This is a genomic window from Rhizobium sp. LARHSG275 (genome assembly GCF_052871115.1).
Genome location: NZ_JBIXJN010000016.1, coordinates 1 through 20,989, shown reverse-complemented (window position 1 = coordinate 20,989; position 20,989 = coordinate 1). Strand labels below are relative to the sequence as shown.

Genomic DNA, 20,989 nt, shown 5'->3' with positions numbered 1-20,989 from the left:
ATTCCGTCCGCCCTCGGAGCCGGCCTGTTTGTATTTTTGGTAACAGGAGAGAAATAGAGGCATTGCCGCGCCCGCCAAGAGTCGGGCGCGGAATTTTTAGGCCTCAGCCGGCGAATTTGCCGCTGCGCGGGAAGCCCTTCGGCACGGTGCGGCCGGCGGTGGCGCGGTCGGCCAGCCATTCGGCGAGCTCGTCCTTGTTCTTCGTGAACGTGCGGCCGGCGCTGTCTTCCCAGACGAGACCGTCCGATATCGCGAAGCAGCGGACGTCGGAAATGCCGCCATCCTTGTAACGCTGCAGACGCACGCCCTTGCCGCGCGACATTTCCGGCACCTGCGCCAGCGGGAAGACCAGCAGCTTGCGGTTTTCGCCGACGACGGCGACATGGTCGCCGCTGACGGGCACGAGCAGCTGCGTTTCCTCGGGCAGCGCGACGTTCATGATCTGCTTGCCCTTGCGCGTATTGGCGACCAGCTCGGCCTCCGGTACGACGAAACCGTTGCCGGCGGTCGAGACGATCAGCTGCTTGCGCGAGGGCTCATGGACGAAAGCGGTCAGCACCGCCTGGTCGTTGTCCATATCGACGATGATGCGCAGCGGCTCGCCGTGACCGCGACCGCCCGGCAGCTTGTCGCCGCCGAGCGTGAAGGCCTTGCCACCGGTGGTGACGATCAGGATCTTGTCCGTCGTCTGCGCCGGGAAGGCGATCTTCAAGCCGTCACCTTCCTTGAAGGTCAGCGTCGCCGTATCGGCGATATGGCCCTTGAGCGCACGGATCCAGCCCTTCTCGGAAATGACGACGGTGATCGGTTCCTTCTCGATCATCGCCTGCTGGATTGCCTCCTCGTCGGTCTCGGGCGCGTCGGCAAACTGGGTGCGGCGGCGGCCGACCTCGGTCGCCTTGGCGAATTTCTTCTTCACTTCGCCGATTTCCCAGGCGACCGTCTGCCACTGCTTGTCGTCGGAGGAAAGCAACGCTTCGATCTCGCCTTTCTCCTTGGTGAGTTCGTCGAATTCCTTGCGGATCTCGAACTCTTCGAGCTTGCGCAAGGCGCGCAACCGCATATTGAGGATCGCCTCGACCTGATTGTCGGTGAGATCCCAGCGCGCCATCATGACCGGCTTCGGCTCGTCCTCCTCGCGGATGATGCGGATGACCTCATCGATGTTGAGGTAGGCGACCAGCAGGCCGCTGAGGATTTCGAGGCGCCTATCGATCGCCGCCAGACGGAAGCGCGAACGGCGCTGCAGAACTTCGCGGCGGTGGTCCAGCCACTCCTTCAACACCTCGTTCAGCGCCATGACCCGCGGGATGCGGCCCATGGAGAGCACGTTCATGTTGAGCGGGAAGCGGCTTTCCAGTTCCGTCAGCTTGAACATCGATTCCATCAGGATCGTCGGATCGACGCTGCGGGTCTTCGGCACCAGCACGACACGAATATCTTCGGCCGATTCGTCGCGGATATCTTCCAGCAGCGGCAGCTTGCGGGCGATCAGCAGCTCGGCGATCTTCTCGATCAGCCGCGATTTCTGCACCTGGAAGGGAATTTCGGTGATGACGATGTGATAGCCGCCGCGGCCGAGATCTTCCGTCTGCCATTTCGCCCGCACGCGGAAACCGCCGCGCCCCGTGCGGTAGCTCTCGATGATGCTGTCGCGGCTGTCGATAATGATGCCGCCGGTGGGGAAATCCGGGCCGGGAATGAATTCGACGAGCTTTTCGACGGTCGCATCGGGATGCTTGATCAGATGCAGGGCGGCATCGCAAAGCTCGTGGGCATTGTGCGACGGGATCGAGGTCGCCATGCCGACGGCAATGCCGGAGGAGCCGTTGGCGAGCAGGTTCGGGAAGGCGCCGGGAAGGACAACCGGCTCGGAATTCGATTCGTCGTAAGTGTCGCGGAAATCGACGGCATCCTGGTCGATGCCTTCGAGCAGCAGTTCGGAGACCGCCGTCATCTTCGATTCGGTGTAACGCATGGCGGCGGGGCTATCGCCGTCGATATTGCCGAAATTGCCCTGGCCGTTGACCAGCGTGTAGCGCTGCGAGAAGTCCTGGGCGAGACGGGCAAGCGCATCGTAGATCGACTGGTCGCCGTGCGGATGGTAATTACCCATCACTTCGCCGACGATCTTGGCGCATTTTCTGAAGGCCGAGTTCGGCCTCAGCCCCATCTCGTTCATCGCATAGACGATGCGGCGATGGACAGGCTTCAGCCCGTCGCGCACATCAGGCAGGGCGCGGTGCATGATGGTCGACAGCGCATAGGCAAGGTAACGCTGCTCGAGCGCCGCCTTGAGGTCGACCGGTTGGATGTGATCGTCGTCTCCGCCTGAAGGCGGCAAAATCTCTTGTCCCATAGGTTCTGACTAGCTCAGAAGCGGCCGGCGGGCAAGGAAACCGGGCCGTTGCAGCTGTGGATGAAGTCTTGGGACTGACATCAAAGGATGAGACAAACGCTCCGCCGCAATTTGGACTTCGTTTGCCGTTCCTCTCAATAGAAATTTAGAGATCCGCAAATATAAAGTGGGCCCAATCCGTAGTAGCGTCACTGCAGATTTCCAACCGCCACCACGCCACCAGAGGAATCACCCCATGAATTTTTACCGGACAACGCGGCTGATGCTGTCGGGCGCCGCCTTTTTCTCACTTGCCGGCTCGGCTTTCGCTCTCGACAGCGCCGACCTGCTGAAAAAGATCAACGCTGCCTATGCCGCGCAGGGCGGAACGATTTCGGCCGACGGCGTCGATATCGATGGCACGACCGTGACATTGAAGAATGTCAGCGTCAAACCGGCCAACGGCGAAAGCCTGCCCATCGGCGAGGTCACCCTATCGGGCGTCGAAGAAGACGAGGATGGCGGCTATTACATCGAAGAAGCCGCCTTCCCCGACATCAACAAGACGGAAGACGGCGTCACGGTGACGGCGGAAGGACTGACGCTTGGCGGCATCTCGGTCCCGGCAACGGCGGGCGGCGATACGCTCGATACCATGATGCTTTACGAGACCGCCCATACCGGCCCACTGAAGGTGGTCAAGGACGGCGAGGAAATGTTCTCGCTGCTCGAAAGCGACGTCAATCTGACACTGCGTGAAGACGAATCCGGCTTCGATTTTGACGGCGCCTTCAAAAGCATGAAGGCCGATCTCAGCAAAGCCGAAGATCCGCAGAGCAAGGACGCGATCGAGAAGCTCGCCCTGCAGCACATCCAGGGCGACATCACCATGAAGGGCGCCTGGGAACTCGCCCCCGGCACGATCGACATTTCTGAGTTGGCGTTCGACTTCACCAACATCGGCAAGCTGAACCTCGGCTTCAAATTCTCCGGCTACACGATGGCCTTCATGAAATCGATGCAGGATGCGATGAAGCAATCCGAAGCCGGTGCGAACAAGGAACAGTCGCAGCAGGCGCTTGGCCTTGCCATGCTCGGCCTGATGCAGCAGCTGTCCTTCGAGGCGGCGCAAGTGCGCTTCGAAGATGCCTCGATCACCAAGCGCGCGCTCGATTATGCCGGTTCGCAGCAGAACATATCGGGCAAGCAGATGGCGGATTCGCTGAAGGCGATGACGCCGATCATGCTGGCGCAGCTCAATATCCCGGAACTGCAGAACGCCGTTTCGGCTGCCGTCAACACCTTCCTCGACGACCCGAAGAGCCTGACCGTCAAGGCCGCTCCTGAAAAGCCGGTGCCGTTCCCGACGATCGTGGGCGCCGCCATGGGCGCTCCGAATACGCTGCCGCAGGTGCTTGGCGTCAAGGTGACCGCCAACGACTGATCGCTTCGATCTTGCGATCAAAGGCCCGGCAGTCCTTCTGCCGGGCCTTTTCGTATTCAGGCGCGGTGGCGGGCGACTTCAGAAATGGCAATGGCTGCGATATCAAGCAATTGCCCGCGGGATGCTCCGTCCCTCGCCTGCACCGACATTCCCTGGATGATGGCGCCTGAGCGACCGAACCAAAAGAAAAGCCCGGCGATTGTCGGGCGTTTGCACTCGGGATCAGGCGATCTCAGTCCTTCTTGACCGGCGGGATCGGCCGGATCGAGAGCTCGCGCAGTTGTGTCGGGGTTGCCGGGCTCGGCGCCCCCATCAGCAGGTCCTGGGCTTGCTGGTTCATCGGGAACAGCGAGATTTCCCGCAGGTTCTTCGCGCCGACGAGCAGCATGATGATACGGTCGATACCGAAGGCAGCACCGCCATGTGGGGGCGCACCATACTGGAAGGCGCGATAGAGGCCGCCGAAACGGTCTTCGACATCCTGCTGGCTGAGGCCCACTTTCTCGAAGGCAGCGACCATGGTTTCCGGCGACTGGTTGCGGATTGAGCCCGAGGCGATTTCGAAGCCGTTGCAGACGGCGTCATACTGGAACGCCTTGATGGTCAGCGGATCCTGATTCTCAAGCGCATCGAGGCCGCCCTGAGGCATAGAGAACGGGTTGTGGGCGAAATCGACCTTCTTTTCTTCCTCGCTCCATTCGAAGAACGGGAAGTCGACGATCCAGCAGAGTTCGAAACGGTCGCGATCGACAAGGTTCAGCTCTTCGCCGGCCTTGGTGCGGGCTTCACCGGCAAACTTGTAGAACTTGGCCGGATCGCCGGCAACGAAGAAGCAGGCGTCACCGTCATCGAGGCCGAGCTGGGTACGGATCGCGTCGGTGCGCTCCTCACCGATGTTCTTTGCAAGCGGGCCGGCGCCCTCGAGCTTGTCACCTTCCTTGCGCCAGAAGATGTAACCGAGACCAGGCTGACCAGTCGACTGCGCCCAGGCATTCATACGATCGCAGAACGCTCTGGAACCGCCGGTCTTTGCCGGGATCGCCCAGATCTCGACCTTCGGGTTCGAGGCGATCATGCCGGCGAAGACCTTGAAGCCGGAGCCGGCGAAATGTTCGGTCACAGCTTCCATGACGATGGGATTGCGCAGGTCCGGCTTGTCCGAACCATATTTACGGATCGCCTCGTCATAGGGGATGCGCGGCCATTCCTTGGTGACCGGCTTGCCGTCGGCGAATTCCTCGAAAATGTTGGTCATCAACGGACCCATCGTGTTCCAGACGTCTTCCTGGGTGACGAAGCTCATTTCGAGGTCGAGCTGGTAGAATTCGCCCGGCAGGCGGTCGGCGCGCGGGTCTTCGTCGCGGAAGCACGGCGCGATCTGGAAGTAGCGGTCGAAGCCCGCCACCATCAGCAGTTGCTTATACTGCTGCGGTGCCTGCGGCAGCGCGTAGAAGGTGCCGGGATGGATGCGGCTCGGCACCAGGAAGTCGCGCGCGCCTTCCGGCGAGGAGGCCGTCAGGATCGGCGTCGTATATTCGGTGAAGCCGACATTGCCCATTTCGCGGCGCATGGCCGAGATGACCTGGGTGCGCTTGACGATGTTCCGATGCAGCGTTTCGCGGCGGAGGTCGAGGAAGCGATATTTGAGGCGGACGTCTTCGGGATAGTCCGGCTCGCCGAAGACCGGCAGCGGCAATTCCTTGGCGGCGGAGAGGATTTCGATCTCCTGCGCGTAGAGCTCGATCTCGCCTGTTGCCATGGTCTTGTTGACGGTATCTTCGGTGCGGGCCTTGACGAGGCCGTCGATACGGATGACCCATTCGCCACGCACGGTTTCCGCCATCTTGAAGGCCGGGCTGTCGGGATCGGCAACGACCTGGGTGATGCCGTAATGGTCGCGAAGGTCGATGAAGAGAACGCCGCCATGGTCGCGAACGCGGTGGACCCAGCCGGAAATACGGACGGTCGAGCCGACATCCGACTTGCGGAGGGCGGCACATGTGTGGCTGCGATAGCGATGCATGATCTCAAATCCTGGGCTATGCTGAGACGGCAGCAAGGGTTCCAAGAACCCTCAAGCGCCGACAAGAAAATCGGGCGGAAAAGCGCATGGACGCTCCGATTTGTCAAGGCTTGGCGCACGCGGCCGGACGTTTGGCAGGCGTTTATGGCGAGGCTGCGGCGGAGAGCACTGCGGCAGTTTGGCTTCGCTTCGCGTATTGCTGAAGGCTCCAGTCAACTTTAAAAGGGTCGGCATCGTCACCGCGGAGCATCCCATGCCTCTTCTCACCCGCCGCAATCTCCTGAAGGCGTCCGCCGTCGCCGGCGCTTATGGAGTGGGCATCGGCATCGCCGGCAGATTCGGGCTTGCGGAGGCGGCACCGGAGCCGCAGCTGCTGAAAGCCTTGAAAACCGAGGCCATGCTGACGGAAGCGGGCCCGACCAAAGATATCATGAGCTGGGGCAATGACGGCATGCCGCCGGTTCTCAGAATGACCAAGGGCCGGCCCTATGCGGCGCGGCTGACCAACGGGCTCGACGAGCCGACAACGATCCATTGGCACGGGCTTCGCATCGACAACCGAATGGACGGCGTGCCCTTCATGACGCAGCCCTACGTCTATACCGGCGACAGCTTCGATTATGCCTTCACGCCGCCCGACGCCGGCACCTTCTGGTATCATCCGCATTGCAACACGCTGACGCAGATGGGACACGGCATGACCGGCGTCATCGTCGTCGAGAACCCGGCCGATCCGGAGTTCGATGCGGAGGTGGTGCTGAACCTGCGCGACTGGCGGCTCGGCGGCGACGGCCAATTCATCGCCCCCTTCCGCCCGCGCGATGCGGCCAAGACCGGCACCTACGGCACGGTGCGCACCGCCAACTGGCATCAGGAACCGCGATACGACGCGCCAGCCGGCGGGCTGGTTCGGCTGCGCATCGCGGTCACCGACGTGACGCGGATCTTCTCCCTGAAGATGGAAGGCGCCGACGCCACCGTGATTGCGATCGACGGCAATCCGGTGCCGAAGCGTTTTTCCCTCGACCTGCTGCAGATCGGACCGGGCCAGCGGCTCGATCTTGCCGTGCGCATGCCCGACGGCGAAGGCGCGATCGCGACGCTGGAAGATATCCGCGGCACGACGCCGAAGACGATCGCCAGCCTGCGCGCGGTCGGATCATCATTGAAGCGCGCCATCGGCGATCTCGGGCCGCTTGTCGACAACCCCGTCCAGAAGGCCGATCTAACCGCCGCCGAGCAGATCCCGCTGATACTGAGCGCCACTGCCGAGAATGCTAGCGTCGAAAGCATCTGCGGCACGCTCGGCTACAGTTTCTGGGCAATCAACAAGGTGCCGTGGCCAGGCGACACGCCCGATCCGACAGCGCCGCTTGCGGAATTGAAGCTCGGCAAGAGCTATGTCTTCAATCTCGAAAATACCACGCCGCATGCGCATCCGATCCATCTGCACGGGATGAGCTTCACGGTGATCTCCTCCTCGACGCAGCAGGTAATGCCGCTGGTGTCAGATACCTATCTCATCCAGCCGGACGAGAAGGTGCAGCTTGCCTTCGTCGCCGACAATCCCGGCGACTGGCTGCTGCATTGCCATATCATCGAGCATCAGAAGACGGGGATGACGAGCTATCTCAGGGTAAGCTGAGGCAGTGCGCTTTCACCGCGGTTGGGCTGTGCTTCGCGCCTTGCCTCAGTTTGGACGTGATTCTTAGCCAGCAATGCTCGAAGCGTATGCTGTTGTATTGACATATCGAACCGAAAGGAGAAGGAAGGTTTAACCGACCTTTTCCTTGCGAATGAAATGATATGATCGAAACCACCGCCGATTTGGCGGCCGCCTGCAAAGAGCTGGCCAAGTCCGACTTCATTACCATCGACACCGAATTCCTGCGCGAAACGACCTTCTGGCCGGAGCTCTGCCTGATTCAGATGGCAAGCCCGACGACGGAAGTTCTCGTCGATCCGCTGGCCAAGGGCATCGATCTCGCCCCCTTCTTCGAGCTGATGGCCGATACGAAGGTGCTGAAGGTCTTTCATGCGGCCCGCCAAGACATCGAAATCATCTTCAATCGCGGCAATCTCATACCGCATCCGATCTTCGACACGCAGGTCGCCGCCATGGTCTGCGGCTTCGGCGACAGCGTCTCCTATGACCAGCTGGTCAGCCGTATCAAGAACGTGCATATCGACAAGTCGTCGCGCTTCACCGACTGGAGCCGCCGGCCGCTGTCGGACAAACAGCTGGATTATGCGCTGGCCGACGTCACCCACCTGCGCGACGTATACCTGTCGCTGAAGGCGGAACTTGATCGCGAAGGCCGCACCTCCTGGCTCTCCGAGGAAATGGACATTCTCGAGTCGCGCGAAACCTACGACATGCATCCCGACGATGCATGGCAGCGGCTGAAGATGCGCCTGCGCAAGCCGCAGGAGCTGGCGATCCTCAAATATGTCGCCGCCTGGCGCGAACGCGAGGCGCGGGCCCGCAACGTGCCGCGTTCGCGGGTGCTGAAGGACGATGCGATCTACGAAATCGCCCAGCAGCAGCCCAAGGATACCGAGGCGCTCGGCCGGCTGCGCACCATTCCGAAGGGCTGGGAGCGCTCGGTCTCCGGCGCTGCGGTCATTGAGGCCGTCAACACCGCTCTTGATCTTCCGAAGGCCGATATGCCGCATGTGCCGCGCCAGGCGCAGGCGCCCGAAGGGGCCGCTGCTGCCGTCGAATTGTTGAAGGTGCTGCTGAAGCTGATTTCGGAAAAACACGGCGTGGCGCCGAAGGTGATCGCCAACAGCGAGGATCTCGACAAGATCGCCGCCGAGGGCGAGAAGGCGGAAGTCGCTGCCCTGCACGGCTGGCGGCGCGATCTTTTCGGCGAGCCGGCACTGCAGCTGATCCAGGGCGCGATCGCCCTGCGCTTCGTCGGGCGGAAGGTCGAGACCGTCAGCCTCTGAGACGACTGCATATCAAAGCTTAGCCATTCACGGCTAAGCCATTGCCTTGTTTAGGCTACTACCTTTATCTCTCTAGTATTGGGGCCTGATAAATCCCCAGGCAGCAGGCTCGAGGTAATCACGAGGTGGTTGCATTTCATCCATGCTCACAGACCGGCGCGTTAACGCCACTATTTTGAATATCTCGCCGTCACCCCAGCCGGACCAGTGTTCATCAATCAGCGGTATACCGTCCGAAGTCAGACATTGCATCAGACCTGCATCAGCGGAATCCGGTGTCCGGTTATACCATGCGCAGTCTTCGCCAAGCAGCCGATCCTGTTTTCTCATGTCGACCATCCCAGACACAATGTCGAATCTCTTGGAGAACGGCCCGGGATTCGAGGAGGAGCGGATAGCTTCGAACCTGCGCTCACCCTTGGATTCGGAATATTGGAGCCCTTGGTCTTCGAGTTCGTTCCAGACGGTGATCAGGATTGATCCATCCTCGCCGTCACGCTGTCGGAGCCACCAGGGATAATGACGCAACAGCCTCTCTTCGGATCTGTGGCTGACCAGCTTCGCCTCAAAGTCTCCAGCATTTGGAGTGTAATCGTCATAGCTTGGCAATGGTTTGAGCCAGGTACCGGCTTCAAAAAGCTGCATAGGTGGTCGTACCGCCGCCCCCGACACAGGCCCGCGCTGCAGTTCAACCAACCGCGTCTCGGACATCACCTCTCGACTGGAGAAAAGTACTTTCGTCGCGACCTCTATTCCGTCGCCGGTCAGGCAAGTTAAACAAACGGGCCCGGACCCGTCCTTATCCATTTTCCGAATAATCTCCCGCCAACGACACTGCTCACCGCCGATGGCCTCGACATCATCGGTTTCCTTGACCTCCGTGATGCCGTTATAGTCCTGAGACGGCTCGACCTGCCTGACCTCGATTGACGAGATCTCACCATTCTTCCTGGTTGCCGTCAGAACAACATTCTTGAAGAAGTGTCCGTAATAAATGTTCGTTTCTTCGCGTCTGTCCTCTTCAACATGCGTCCAGCCGTTGTGATGTTGGACGACCCGTTGGCGGCCCCCTTCGTCATTATAGGTATCACGCACGATCATCTTTGCGGAATAATCGGGCACATCAGGACTGGTGAAAAACGGAACCCCGCTCGCATGTGCGGAGCCAGCCGCGATCGTGATCACTGAGAAAACTATCAATCTGTACATGATACTCCTGTGCAGGAAGGCGCCCACAACTATTGATAGCAATACGGCGGAGACCTGAGATTGACAAGGTGTTGCAGAGGCAATCACGTGGCCCAACAAAGTCGGCGAATTGGCTTCGGAACAAGCGCCGCCGCCTCTAAAAGACGCGCGGCGCTGCAATTTCGAATTCGCTTGACGGTTTTTTCCGGCCTGAAACAATGGCCGGGAAAACTCACGGCGCAGAGGCGGCATGCAGGAAATATCTCCGACACAGAATTGGATCCTCATCGCGATCGTCCTCGCGGCCAGCGGCGTCGTCTATGATCTGATGTTCTACTCCAATCAGACGCCGGTTATTGGGGCGATCTTCGCGCTGTTCATCGGCATGCCGATTCTCGCCTTCGAGCGCAAGGTGCTATTTCGGGCGCTCTATAGACGCATCCAAAAGCTGCCGACCTTCGCCTTCATCATCACCGAACTGGTGATCTACGAAATCCTGATGAGCATCGGCTTTGCCTGCGCCGGCCTGTTGCTCTGGTCGCTCGGCATGCTGAAGCCGGCGTCGCTCCTCGACCTCGTCATCATGCCGTTCGAGGTGTTCCTGTATGCGCTTGCGGTCTGCACGATGCTGATCTTCGTCTTGCGCGTGCGAGAACTGCTTGGTCGTGAAGTCTTCCTCAGCATGCTCATCAGCCGCTACCGCAATCCGGTCAAGGAAGAGCGCGTCTTCCTGTTCATCGACCTCGTCGATTCGACGGCTTTTGCCGAGAAGCATGGCGACCTCAGGGCGCAACAACTGCTGAACTCCCTGTTTGCGGCCTTCGCCGAGCCCGTCAGGCGCCACAAGGGCATGATCAACGACTATGTCGGCGATGCGGCGATCATCACCTGGCCGCTTGCCCGCGGCGTCAAGGATGCACGTTGTGTGCGCTGCATCTTCGATATCCTTGCCGACATCGAAGCCAATGCCGCCGGCTGGCGGAAAAATTACGGGCAGGTGCCAAAGCTCCGCGCCGCCCTTCACGGCGGCGAGATCATCACCGCCGAAATCGGCGTCGACCATCACAAGATCAGCTATTTCGGCGATACGGTGAACACCACCGCCCGGCTGGAGACGCTCTGCCGCAGTCTGAACCGATCGGTTCTGATCTCCAGCGAGCTTGCCCGGCGCATGAATTTTCCCGACGACATCACCTGCGAGGATCTCGGCACCCATGCTGTGAAGGGACGCGGCCAGGCGCTCGGCGTCATGGCGCTTACCTCGCGCGCGGTCACCGTGCTGAACACGCCGGCGGTCGTTCTGCACGGCTGATGCGTAAATTCAAAATGTTACAGCGTCCTTTGCGCGTCTGAGAAAGACGCGCGGCGCTGTAGTACGTCACCAAAGCTTCACCCAACCGTCAATTCGCTGACACTGAAGCCCTGCTAAGCGGAAGGCCTTTGCAATCCGTTCCACGGGGATATTATGAAGAACGTCCTTTTTGCTTCCGTATCGCTTTTCATCTTGGTCGCAGGCTCCGCATCGGCCGACCAGCAGCAGTTCCCGGCCAAGCTCGCCGGCCAGGCGATCCTGCCTGCCAACACCGTCGTTCCGGCACCGGCCGATGCCCCCGAATTCCTCAAGCATTCCGGCAAGTTTACGACGCCGGACCGCAAGCGCACCGAGGCGCTCGGCACCGTTCCCGGCAAGGACGGCACCCGCATCACCGATCTGAAGCTTCCCTTCGACGGCCAGCCGATCCAGGGTTTTTCGGGCGTCAAGACGATGGCCGACGGCACCTTCTGGACACTCTCCGACAACGGCTTCGGCTCGAAGTCCAACTCGTCGGATTCCATGCTCTTCCTGCACCAGATGAAGTTCGACTGGGCCGGCAACAAGGCTGAAGTCGTCAAGAACCTCTTCCTTTCCGACCCCAATAAGATCGCCCCGTTCCCGATCGTGCTTGAAGGCAGCGACACGCGTTATCTCACCGGCGCCGACTTCGACATCGAATCGATCCAGCCGGTTGCCGACGGCTTCTGGCTCGGCGACGAATTCGGTCCCTACATCCTGAAGTTCGACACATCAGGCCGCCTCACCGACGTCATCCCGACGACGCTCGACGGCAAGCCGGTTCTTTCGCCTGACAATCCGCTTCTCTCGGTTCCATCAAACCCGGCCGCAAAGATGCCGGTCTTCAACCTGAAGCGCTCCGGCGGCTTCGAAGGCCTCGCCATGTCGAAGGACGGCGCCAAGCTCTACGGCCTGCTCGAAGGCGCCATCTATAAGGATGACGGCACGGTGGAAACCATCGACGGCCACACCGCCATCCGCGTCATCGAGTTCGATGTCGCTTCCAAGAAGTGGACCGGCCGCAGTTGGCTCTATCCGTTCGAAGACAAGGGTGTCTCGATCGGCGACTTCAACATGCTCGACGAGACGACCGCTCTCGTCATCGAGCGCGATAACGGTGCCGGCACAACGGACAAGGCTTGCGCCGACCCGAAGCAGCCGAAGCCGGACTGCTTCGAAGCTCCGGCCGTGCTGAAGCGGGTCTACAAGATCGAATTCAACGACGCCAATGTCGGCAAGGCCGTCCGCAAGATCGGCTATATCGACCTGCTGAACATCCAGGACCCCGACAACAAGAAGAAGGCCGGCGGCAAGGACGCCGTCTACGACATGCCGTTCGTGACGATCGAAAACGTCGACCGCGTCGACGCCACGCACATCATCATCGGCAACGACAACAACCTGCCCTTCTCGGCCGGCCGCGCCGTCGACAAGGCCGACAATAACGAGTTCAGCCTGCTCGAAGTCGGCGAGTTCCTGAACGCGAAGTAGTTTGGGTTGATATGAGATAGAGGGCGGTGCGTGGGCGCCGCCTTTTTGTTGACGCTGTGCCGTGTGTGCTCCCCTCTGTCCTGCCGGGCATCTCCCCCACAGCTGGGGAGATTGGCTGGGCGCAACGACTCGCCAAAACAACAGCGGCTCAGCTCGGCTTGACGTTCAAGATGCGGGAAGGTCATGCCACTTGTGCTCTCCCCACCTGTGGGGGAGATGCCCGGCAGGGCAGAGGGGGCTGGTCCGGCACAACGGTCGCAAATCAAACCTATTCGAACCGAAATGCCAACCGCTTGTTCGTCAGCCTCGACAGCTGCTGCAGGCGGCCGTCCAGGCGTTCGCCGGCGAAATCGCGATATTCGGGAGGCACGACGAATTCGAGGTCGAGGTCCGGGCTCGATGATTTGCGGAAGGTCAGGTTCTTGACGATGCCGGGCATCGAGGCCGAGAACAGGTAGACGACGCGCAGCATGCCGCCGAGCAGCTTGGCGCGCTCGATGAGCTGCGGCGTGGCGATCTGCGCCAGCGGGCCCGTGGCGCCGTCGTCATGCAGTCCTTCGAAACGGTAATAGTTGGAAAGCGCGATGAAGGCGCGGCCGGGATGACTGATGCCGACGAAGGAAGAGTGGGCGATGACGTTCAGCGCCTGCAGGCCGCGATAGTCAGGATGGGCGCGCCAGCTGATGTCGGCAAGCAGACAGGCGGCCTGGCGGTACCGGCTTTCCTCTTCGGTTTCCTGGATGCCGAAGAGGGGCATCATGCGGCCGGTCCATTCTGCCAGCTCGCGGGCATGCTCCGGCGAACGGGCACGCAGGATCGCCAATTCGCCGGCGGCGGCAAGCAGCGGATCCAGGCGGCGCTCGGCCTCCGACAGCAGCGAATAAAGATATCCCTCGCGCACACCCTGCGCCGAGAAGGAAATCACCGACGGCATCATCGCGCTCAGCACTTCCTTCATGGCGACGGCGCCGAAGGGCAGCAGTGACCGGCGGTGCTTGGAAACGGCCTGCAGCGCCGGCTCCCTGGAGTCGCGCGCGGTCACCACCTGATCGAGGAACTGCATCATTCCTTCGAACGACACCTCATAACCCTGCATCATATGAAGCGGATAATGGGTGATCTCCATGTGCAGCTTGGCAATGTTTCGCCAGGTGCCGCCGACGGCGTAGAAGGTGCGCCCCTCGCCTTTCGACAACAGTTTTGCCGTCTTCAGCTGCTTGCGGGCAAAGGTCTGGGCCTTGGAAAGCGAGCCGCCGGCATATTCCGACAGGCGCAGGCCGCCGAGCGGCAGCGTGATGCCCTTGCCGACCTCTTTGCCCTTGATATCGATCAACTCCAGCGAGCCGCCGCCGAGATCGCCGGCAATGCCGTCAGGATTATAGAAACCGCTGATGATGCCGAGCGAGGCGAATTTTGCCTCCTCCTCGCCCGAGAGCACGCGGACCTTGCGGTTGAGGATGGTTTCCGCCTGATGGATGAAATCAGGACCGTTGCTCGCCTCGCGCGCGGCCGCCGTCGCCAGCACATACATGGTGGCGGCGCGGGCCTGATCTGACAGAGCCTTGAAACGGTGCAGCGCCGCCAGAGCCCGGCCGACGCTGTCTTCGTCCATCTTGCCGGTAAGGGCGACACCCTTGCCGAGGCCGCAGAGGACCTTTTCGTTGAAGAGGACGGTCGGCGAACGGGACATGCCTTCGTAGACGACAAGACGAATGGAATTCGATCCAATATCGACGACGGAGACCGGGGCGATCCCCGGAAGGCGCCCCTGGGCTTCAGATTCAACCATTTAGGTCCAGTTTTACTTGTTGTTGCGGCCTTCGAGCAGGCCGGCGATCAGCTTCGGCGCACTGGACTTCAGAGCTTCACCACGGCCTGACAGGCTCGGATTGGTCATGAAATATTGCTGCGCATTGAACGGTTCTTCGCCCCTGCGCACTTCCATGCGTCGCGACGTACCGTCGGGCAATATCTCGTAGCTTTGTTGATTGTCAATCACGTTGCCGAGCATAATCTGTGACAAGACCTGCTCGTGAACCGTCGGATTCGTCAATGGAACCATGGTTTCCACACGGCGATCGAGGTTTCGCGGCATCATGTCGGCCGAGCCGATGTAAACCAGCGCCTTGTCGGACGGCAGGCCGTGGCCGTTGCCGAAGCAGAAGATGCGGCTGTGTTCGAGGAAGCGGCCGACAATCGACTTGACGCGGATCTTTTCCGAAAGGCCGGGCACCTGCGGACGCAGGCAGCAGATGCCGCGCACGACGAGATCGATCTCGACGCCGGCATGGCTGGCGCGATAGAGCGCATCGATGATGTCAGGATCGACAAGCGAATTCATCTTCATCCAGATCGCTGCCGGCGCGCCGTTCCTGGCATGCTGGACCTCTTCCTCGATGTGACGCAGGATGCGCGAGCGCATCGTATAGGGCGAGATGGCGAGCTGCATACCCTGTTCCGGCTCACCGTAGCCGGTGATGAAGTTGAAGATGTTCGCCATGTCGTGGGCGATGACGGGATTGCAGGTGAAGTAGGATAGATCGGTATAGATCTTCGCGGTGATCGGGTGATAGTTGCCGGTGCCAAGATGGCAATAGGTGCGCAGTTTGCCATCCTCGCGCCGGACGACCAGCGACATCTTGGCGTGGGTCTTGAGCTCGATGAAACCGAAGACGACCTGGACGCCGGCACGTTCGAGGTCGCGCGCCCAACGGATGTTCGCCTCTTCGTCGAAGCGGGCCTTGAGCTCGACCAGCGCCGTCACCGACTTGCCGGCTTCGGCGGCATCGATCAGCGCGCGAACGATCGGGCTGTCGTTGGAGGTGCGGTAAAGCGTCTGCTTTATCGCCAGGACGTCAGGATCGCGCGCAGCCTGGAGAAGAAACTGGACCACCACGTCGAAAGATTCGTAGGGGTGATGGACAACCATGTCCTTTTCGCGGATGGCGGCGAAGCAGTCGCCGGCGTGCTCGCGGACGCGCTCGGGAAATCGCGCATTGTAGGGGGCAAAACGCAGATCGTCGCGCGGCGCCTTGGTGATCTCCGACAGCGTGTTCAGCGCCAGAAGACCCGGCAGAACGGCGACGCGATTATCGGGGATACTCAGCGCCTGGACGACGAACTGGCGCAGCGAGGCCGGCATTTCCGAGTCGGTCTCGATGCGGATGACCTTGCCGCGACGGCGGCGCTTCAGCGCCGTTTCGAAGAAGCGGACGAGATCCTCGGCCTCTTCCTCGACTTCGATATCGCTGTCGCGGATGACGCGGAACGTACCGGAGCCCTGCACCTCGTAACCCGGGTAGAGCCGGTGGATGAAGATGTTGGCGACATCTTCCAGCGTGATGTAGCGGATCGTGTTTCCATCATCCGGCAGGCGGACGAAGCGGTCGAGCGCCACCGGCAGGCGCAGCAGTGCCGTCATCGGCTCGCGGCCGTTCTTGCTGACCAGCTGCAGACCGATCGAGAAGCCGAGATTCGGGATGAAGGGGAACGGATGGGCCGGATCGATCGATAGCGGCGTCAAAACAGGGAAGATCGCCTGTTCGAATTCGGCGGCCAGCCACTGGCGGTCGCCATCGCTCAAGGCGCCGGGGCGCACGATCAAGATGTCTTCCTTGGCGAGATATTGTTGCAGCACCGCGAGCGAGGCCTGCTGCTCCATCTGCAGATGGTCGATCTCCTGCAGGATCGAATCGAGCTGCTCGGCCGGCGTCTTGCCGTCGGGGCTGCGGATGGCGATATTCTGGCGCACCTGGCCCTCGAGGCCGGCGACACGCACCATGAAGAATTCATCGAGGTTGGCGGCGGAAATCGACAGGAAACGGACGCGCTCGAGCAGCGGATGCTCGGTATTCAAAGTCTCTTCCAGGACACGGCGATTGAACTGCAGCCAGGAGAATTCTCGATTGATGAAGCGCTCGGGGCTCTTGAGCAGCTCTTCCAGCGGAGGGGTGTTGTCGTTGATTTCCGGAGTGAGTTCCTGATGTTCTGCGACTGCGCTGTCCATGGTCCGCTTACCCCGTTTTCAATCGCCAAAGGCAATTATATCAGTTTGACGACGGAACTGTGACAGTCAATCGGCCGGTTCCGAATTTCCCAATTCATTCAATACTTCGGCAGCAAGAGACCGGGTGATTTTCGTGCCCCGCGACAGGGCCAGCCGGTCAAGCCTTTCGACGATCGTCTGGGCCGCGTTCAGCGACCGCTCCATCCGGTTCACGATATAGAGCACGAGTTTGTCATCTATATAAAGCTGCCGGTCGGCGAAGAGCTTGACGATCACCTGCGACAACAGCGCCTCATCGGGTTCGCCGATCTCGACGACGGTCGCTGCTTTCAGGCGCGAGCGCAGATCGGGCAGCAAAACCGGCCACGACATCGGCCAGAGACGGCTGGTGATCAACAGGCTGGTGCCGTTTTCGCGCACGCTGTTGATAACGTGAAAGAGCGCGTTGTCGTCGAAACCGAGGCGGTCGGCGTCCTCGAACAGCACCGGCCCGGCGGCGGCGGCAACCGCGGCATCCGAGCCAAGCTCGGGATGGATGTCGACGGCGTCGCTCAATTCCCGCCAGATGCGGGCGAGATGCGATTTTCCCGAGCCGACCGGGCCGGCGAGCACGACGACCGGCGATGGCCATGCCGGCCAGGCGTCGACGATCGAAACGGCGGCGGCGAGACGCTCCGAGATCAGGAGGTCGTCGCGCCCGCTTGCGGCATCGTGCGAAAAGACCAGCGGCAGCTGCTCTCCGGCCTTGCGCTTCGGATCAGCGTTCTTCACGTCATTCATTGGGAACTGATTTCGTCTTCCGGGCGCGGCCGCTGGGCGACCCGCCAAAATAAAGATCGCTCTGAAGGTAGCGTGAAAGCGCGAAACGAACAAGGACGCCGACGGCAGCGGCAGCCGGCACGGCGACCAGAAGCCCGACGAAACCGAAGAGCGCGCCAAAGGCAAAGAGCGCAAACATCAGCCAGACCGGATGCAGGCCGACACTGGAGCCGACGAGCTTCGGCTGCAGAATGTTGCCTTCCAGGAACTGACCGCTGAAGAAGACGACGAGCACCAAGCCGATCCAGGGATAATCGGGCCAGAACTGCACAAGCGCGACGCCGACGGCCAGCACGAGCCCAACCATCGAGCCGACATAGGGAATGAAGCTGATCATGCCGGCGAAGAGACCGATCAGCAGGCCGAAATTCAGCCCGACGAGGGAGAGGCCGGCGGCATAATAGATGCCGAGGATGAGGCAGAGCGAGCCCTGGCCGCGGATGAAACCGGCAATCGCCTGGTCGATCTCCTTGGCGATCTGACGGACATCGCGGACGTAATCGCGCGGGACCCATTGGTCGACCTTGGCAACCATGCGGTCCCAATCGAGAAGGATGTAGAAGGCGACGACGGGGGTGACCACGAGCAGCGATATGACGTCGACGATCGCCTTGCCGGAATTCCAGATCTGCGCAAAGAGCCCGGTGAGGAAGCCAATGCCCTCCGACAGGATGCCCGAGAGATTGTCCTTGATCGTGCCCATCTGGTTCTCGACCCAGTCCGGCAGCAGCGAATTTTGCGCCTGCGCGATGAACTGCTGTAATTGGCTGATATAACCCGGCAGACGCTGAGCGAAATCGTTGAACTGGCTGATCAGCACTGGAATGAGGATCATCAGCGCCAGCGCGAAGACGATAACGAAGGCGACGAGAATGCCGATGGTCGCCATCATGCGGCTCAGACCCAGGCGCTCCAGCCGGTCGGCCACCGGATCGAGGAAATAGGCAATCGCCATGCCGGCAATGAAAGGCAGCAGGATCGAGCTGAAGACATAAAGAAAGACGATGAAAAAGACGAGCACCGCCAGCCAGAAGAATATCTGACGCTTGAGAATGTTTCCACTGACTTGCTGTGGCATTGCCTTCCCCGTTGGTCGCTCGCCGCCGCCTGGCGCCGCATCCGATCCGAAGCGGCCATTCAGCACATAGGCTGCAGGCGCAAAGATGGTCAACCCTGCCGCGGCGAATCCCCCAAAGGCTCAGGAAAGACGCGGGAAATTGGGGGCTTTTGCCATGCAACGCTTGCATAAACGCCCCTGTCATGCAATTGCGACCGGCAGATGACGCGGCACGTTTGCCGCCTGAAATAGCCATCGGAGACCAGCATGAGCCAGTCTGGGAAAAACGGCCTGACATATAGCGATGCGGGCGTCGACATCGATGCCGGCAACCTCCTCGTCGAGAAGATCAAGCCGGCGGTGCGCTCGACCCGCCGTCCCGGCGCCGACGGCGAGATCGGCGGCTTCGGCGGGCTTTTCGATCTCAAGGCGGCAGGCTTTACCGATCCGGTTCTCGTCGCCGCCAATGACGGCGTCGGCACCAAGCTGAAGATCGCGATCGATGCCGACTATCACGACACCGTTGGCATCGACCTCGTCGCCATGTGCGTCAACGATCTCGTGGTGCAGGGCGCCGAGCCGCTGTTCTTCCTCGATTATTTCGCGACCGGCAAGCTCGACCCCGACCAGGGTGCGGCCATCGTCGGTGGCATTGCCGCCGGCTGCCGCGAGGCCGGCTGCGCGCTGATCGGCGGCGAGACGGCCGAAATGCCCGGCATGTATTCCTCCGGCGACTACGACCTCGCGGGTTTTGCCGTCGGGGCTGCCGAACGCGGCAAGCTCCTGCCATCAGGCGATGTTGCCGAGGGTGACATAATCCTCGGTCTTGCCTCCTCCGGCGTCCATTCCAACGGTTTCTCGCTGGTGCGCAAGATCGTCGAATTGTCCGGTCTCGATTGGGATGCACCGGCGCCGTTCGCTGAAGGCAAGAAGCTCGGCGAAGCGCTGCTCGAGCCGACCCGCATCTATGTGAAGCCGCTTCTGAAGGCGATCCGCGAGACCGGTGCCATCAAGGCGCTGGCGCACATAACCGGCGGCGGCTTCCCGGAAAATATTCCGCGCGTGCTGCCGAAGCACCTGGCGGCCGAGATCGATCTTGCCGCCGTCCAGGTGCCGCCGGTGTTTTCATGGCTCGCCAAGACGGGCGGTGTCGAATCCAGGGAAATGCTGCGCACTTTCAACTGCGGCGTCGGCATGATCGCCGTCGTCGCCGGTGAGAATGTTGCGGCGGTTTCCGCCGCACTCGAAGCCGAGGGCGAGACTGTCGTCACGCTCGGCCGCATGATCGCCCGCGACGAGGGCGCTGCCGGCACGGTCTACAAGGGCATGCTTGCCATATGAGCTCGCCGCGCAAACGCGCCGTCGTCTTCATATCCGGCGGCGGCTCCAACATGATGGCGCTGGTTGCGGCGGCAAAGGCAGCCGACTACCCGGCCGAGATCGTCGGCGTCATCTCCGACAAGGCGGATGCCGGCGGGCTTGCCAAGGCCGCCGCCGAAGGCATCGCCACCTTCGCCTTTTCCCGCAAGGACTATGCCAGCAAGGACGCGCATGAGGCGGCGATATTTTCGGCTCTCGACGAGCTTTCGCCCGACATTCTCTGCCTGGCAGGCTACATGCGGCTGCTGACGCCGACCTTCATCCAGCGTTACGAAGGCCGGATGCTCAACATCCACCCTTCCCTGCTGCCACTATTTCCCGGCCTGCACACCCATCAGCGGGCAATCGACGCCGGCATGCGGATTGCCGGCTGCACAGTGCATTTCGTCACCGAAGGCATGGACGAGGGACCGACGATCGGCCAGGCCGCCGTCCCGGTTCTTTCCGGCGACACGGCCGAAAGCCTTGCCGCGCGTGTGCTCACCGTCGAACACCGGATCTATCCGCAAGCCTTGCGGCTGTTTGCCGAAGGTCGAGTGACGATGCAAGGCGGCAGGGCCGTCGGTGCGTCGGAGGCCTCGACCGCAGCAGCCGAGGCTCAACTGATCTCGCTGATCGGCGACCGCGCCTAAGCGCATCGCCACACGACGCGCTTCAGACTGGTGACAAAGTCGGCCAGCTTGCCGCCTGGTTCGAATGGCCGCCCCTCATCCGGCTGCCGCCACCCTCTCCCCGTAAACGGGGCGAAGGGACCATGTCGCAACCTCTCCGTTCCCCGCAACCTGTCGTATGGCACGTCCCCTCGCCCCGTTTACGGGGAGAGGGCTAGGGTCATATGCGCTAGGTTTAGCGCTGGACATAAGGAATCTGGTTGTGATTCAAGCTTTGGATGAAGATTCGTCCTGAGATTTTGGATCATTGGCCGGAAGTGCGCGCGCGGCTTCCGGCGGGTTTTGAC

General features: G+C 61.2%; 14 protein-coding genes and 1 pseudogene. 7 read left to right on the top strand and 8 right to left on the bottom strand.

Going from position 1 to position 20,989, the window contains the following annotated elements:
• Positions 1–103: 103 nt before the first annotated feature.
• Positions 104–2,359 carry a DNA topoisomerase IV subunit A gene (parC, locus tag ACIPSK_RS21480; RefSeq protein ID WP_017963767.1) on the bottom strand — a complete coding sequence of 752 codons (2,256 nt, stop codon included), beginning with the start codon at positions 2,357–2,359 and terminating at the stop codon, positions 104–106.
• Positions 2,360–2,594: 235 nt separating this feature from the next.
• Between parC and ACIPSK_RS21475 the strand changes: the two genes are divergently transcribed.
• The gene (locus ACIPSK_RS21475; RefSeq protein WP_017963766.1) at positions 2,595–3,782 is read left to right on the top strand and encodes a membrane protein; all 1,188 of its coding nucleotides are present in this window, start codon (positions 2,595–2,597) and stop codon (positions 3,780–3,782) included.
• Between the two features lie 56 nt (positions 3,783–3,838).
• Here ACIPSK_RS21475 and ACIPSK_RS21470 read toward each other — a convergent pair.
• Positions 3,839–3,949: pseudogene (locus tag ACIPSK_RS21470) on the bottom strand (TetR/AcrR family transcriptional regulator); the annotation flags it as partial.
• 65 nt (positions 3,950–4,014) lie between these two features.
• Entirely contained in the window at positions 4,015–5,805 is a 1,791-nt protein-coding gene (gene aspS, locus ACIPSK_RS21465) for an aspartate--tRNA ligase (protein ID WP_162117184.1), read from the bottom strand.
• A 253-nt stretch (positions 5,806–6,058) separates the two neighbouring features.
• On the opposite strand from aspS, the gene ACIPSK_RS21460 reads away from it, so the two are divergent.
• Together ACIPSK_RS21460 and rnd are read left to right on the top strand one after the other, a co-directional pair.
• Positions 6,059–7,450, top strand: a complete 1,392-nt coding sequence (locus ACIPSK_RS21460) for a multicopper oxidase family protein (protein ID WP_162117183.1) — start codon at positions 6,059–6,061, stop codon at positions 7,448–7,450.
• A 161-nt stretch (positions 7,451–7,611) separates the two neighbouring features.
• Positions 7,612–8,757 (top strand): ribonuclease D, encoded by a 1,146-nt coding sequence (gene rnd, locus ACIPSK_RS21455; protein ID WP_162117182.1) that lies wholly within the window; start codon positions 7,612–7,614, stop codon positions 8,755–8,757.
• Positions 8,758–8,829: 72 nt separating this feature from the next.
• Here the strand turns inward: rnd and ACIPSK_RS21450 are convergent, their stop codons facing one another.
• Positions 8,830–10,197: a hypothetical protein gene (locus tag ACIPSK_RS21450; protein ID WP_246709745.1), complete on the bottom strand. Its 1,368-nt coding sequence runs from the start codon at positions 10,195–10,197 to the stop codon at positions 8,830–8,832.
• Between ACIPSK_RS21450 and ACIPSK_RS21445 the strand changes: the two genes are divergently transcribed.
• Positions 10,196–11,257 carry an adenylate/guanylate cyclase domain-containing protein gene (locus ACIPSK_RS21445; protein WP_162117181.1) on the top strand — a complete coding sequence of 354 codons (1,062 nt, stop codon included), beginning with the start codon at positions 10,196–10,198 and terminating at the stop codon, positions 11,255–11,257. The genes ACIPSK_RS21450 and ACIPSK_RS21445 overlap by 2 nt on opposite strands.
• 153 nt (positions 11,258–11,410) lie before the next feature.
• Positions 11,411–12,769, top strand: coding sequence for an esterase-like activity of phytase family protein (locus ACIPSK_RS21440; RefSeq protein WP_162117180.1), 1,359 nt, complete (start codon positions 11,411–11,413; stop codon positions 12,767–12,769).
• A gap of 268 nt (positions 12,770–13,037) precedes the next feature.
• Here ACIPSK_RS21440 and ppx read toward each other — a convergent pair whose 3' ends face one another.
• From ppx to ACIPSK_RS21420, 4 genes are all read right to left on the bottom strand, one after another.
• Complete coding sequence (gene ppx, locus ACIPSK_RS21435; RefSeq protein WP_162117179.1) at positions 13,038–14,558, bottom strand: exopolyphosphatase; 1,521 nt, start codon at positions 14,556–14,558, stop codon at positions 13,038–13,040.
• Positions 14,559–14,570: 12 nt separating this feature from the next.
• Complete coding sequence (locus tag ACIPSK_RS21430) at positions 14,571–16,775, bottom strand: RNA degradosome polyphosphate kinase (RefSeq protein ID WP_131640375.1); 2,205 nt, start codon at positions 16,773–16,775, stop codon at positions 14,571–14,573.
• A 66-nt stretch (positions 16,776–16,841) separates the two neighbouring features.
• A complete protein-coding gene (gene hdaA, locus ACIPSK_RS21425; protein ID WP_162117178.1) occupies positions 16,842–17,555 on the bottom strand; it encodes a DnaA regulatory inactivator HdaA in 714 nt (237 codons plus the stop codon).
• On the bottom strand, positions 17,548–18,672 hold the full coding sequence (locus ACIPSK_RS21420; protein ID WP_162117177.1) for an AI-2E family transporter: 1,125 nt from the start codon (positions 18,670–18,672) through the stop codon (positions 17,548–17,550). Before ACIPSK_RS21420 ends, hdaA begins: the two co-directional genes overlap by 8 nt.
• A 246-nt stretch (positions 18,673–18,918) precedes the next feature.
• On the opposite strand from ACIPSK_RS21420, the gene purM reads away from it, so the two are divergent.
• Together purM and purN are read left to right on the top strand one after the other, a co-directional pair.
• Positions 18,919–19,992, top strand: coding sequence for a phosphoribosylformylglycinamidine cyclo-ligase (gene purM, locus ACIPSK_RS21415; RefSeq protein WP_162117176.1), 1,074 nt, complete (start codon positions 18,919–18,921; stop codon positions 19,990–19,992).
• The gene (gene purN / locus ACIPSK_RS21410; protein WP_162117175.1) at positions 19,989–20,663 is read left to right on the top strand and encodes a phosphoribosylglycinamide formyltransferase; all 675 of its coding nucleotides are present in this window, start codon (positions 19,989–19,991) and stop codon (positions 20,661–20,663) included. The genes purM and purN overlap by 4 nt, the downstream gene beginning before the upstream one ends.
• Positions 20,664–20,989: the final 326 nt, after the last annotated feature.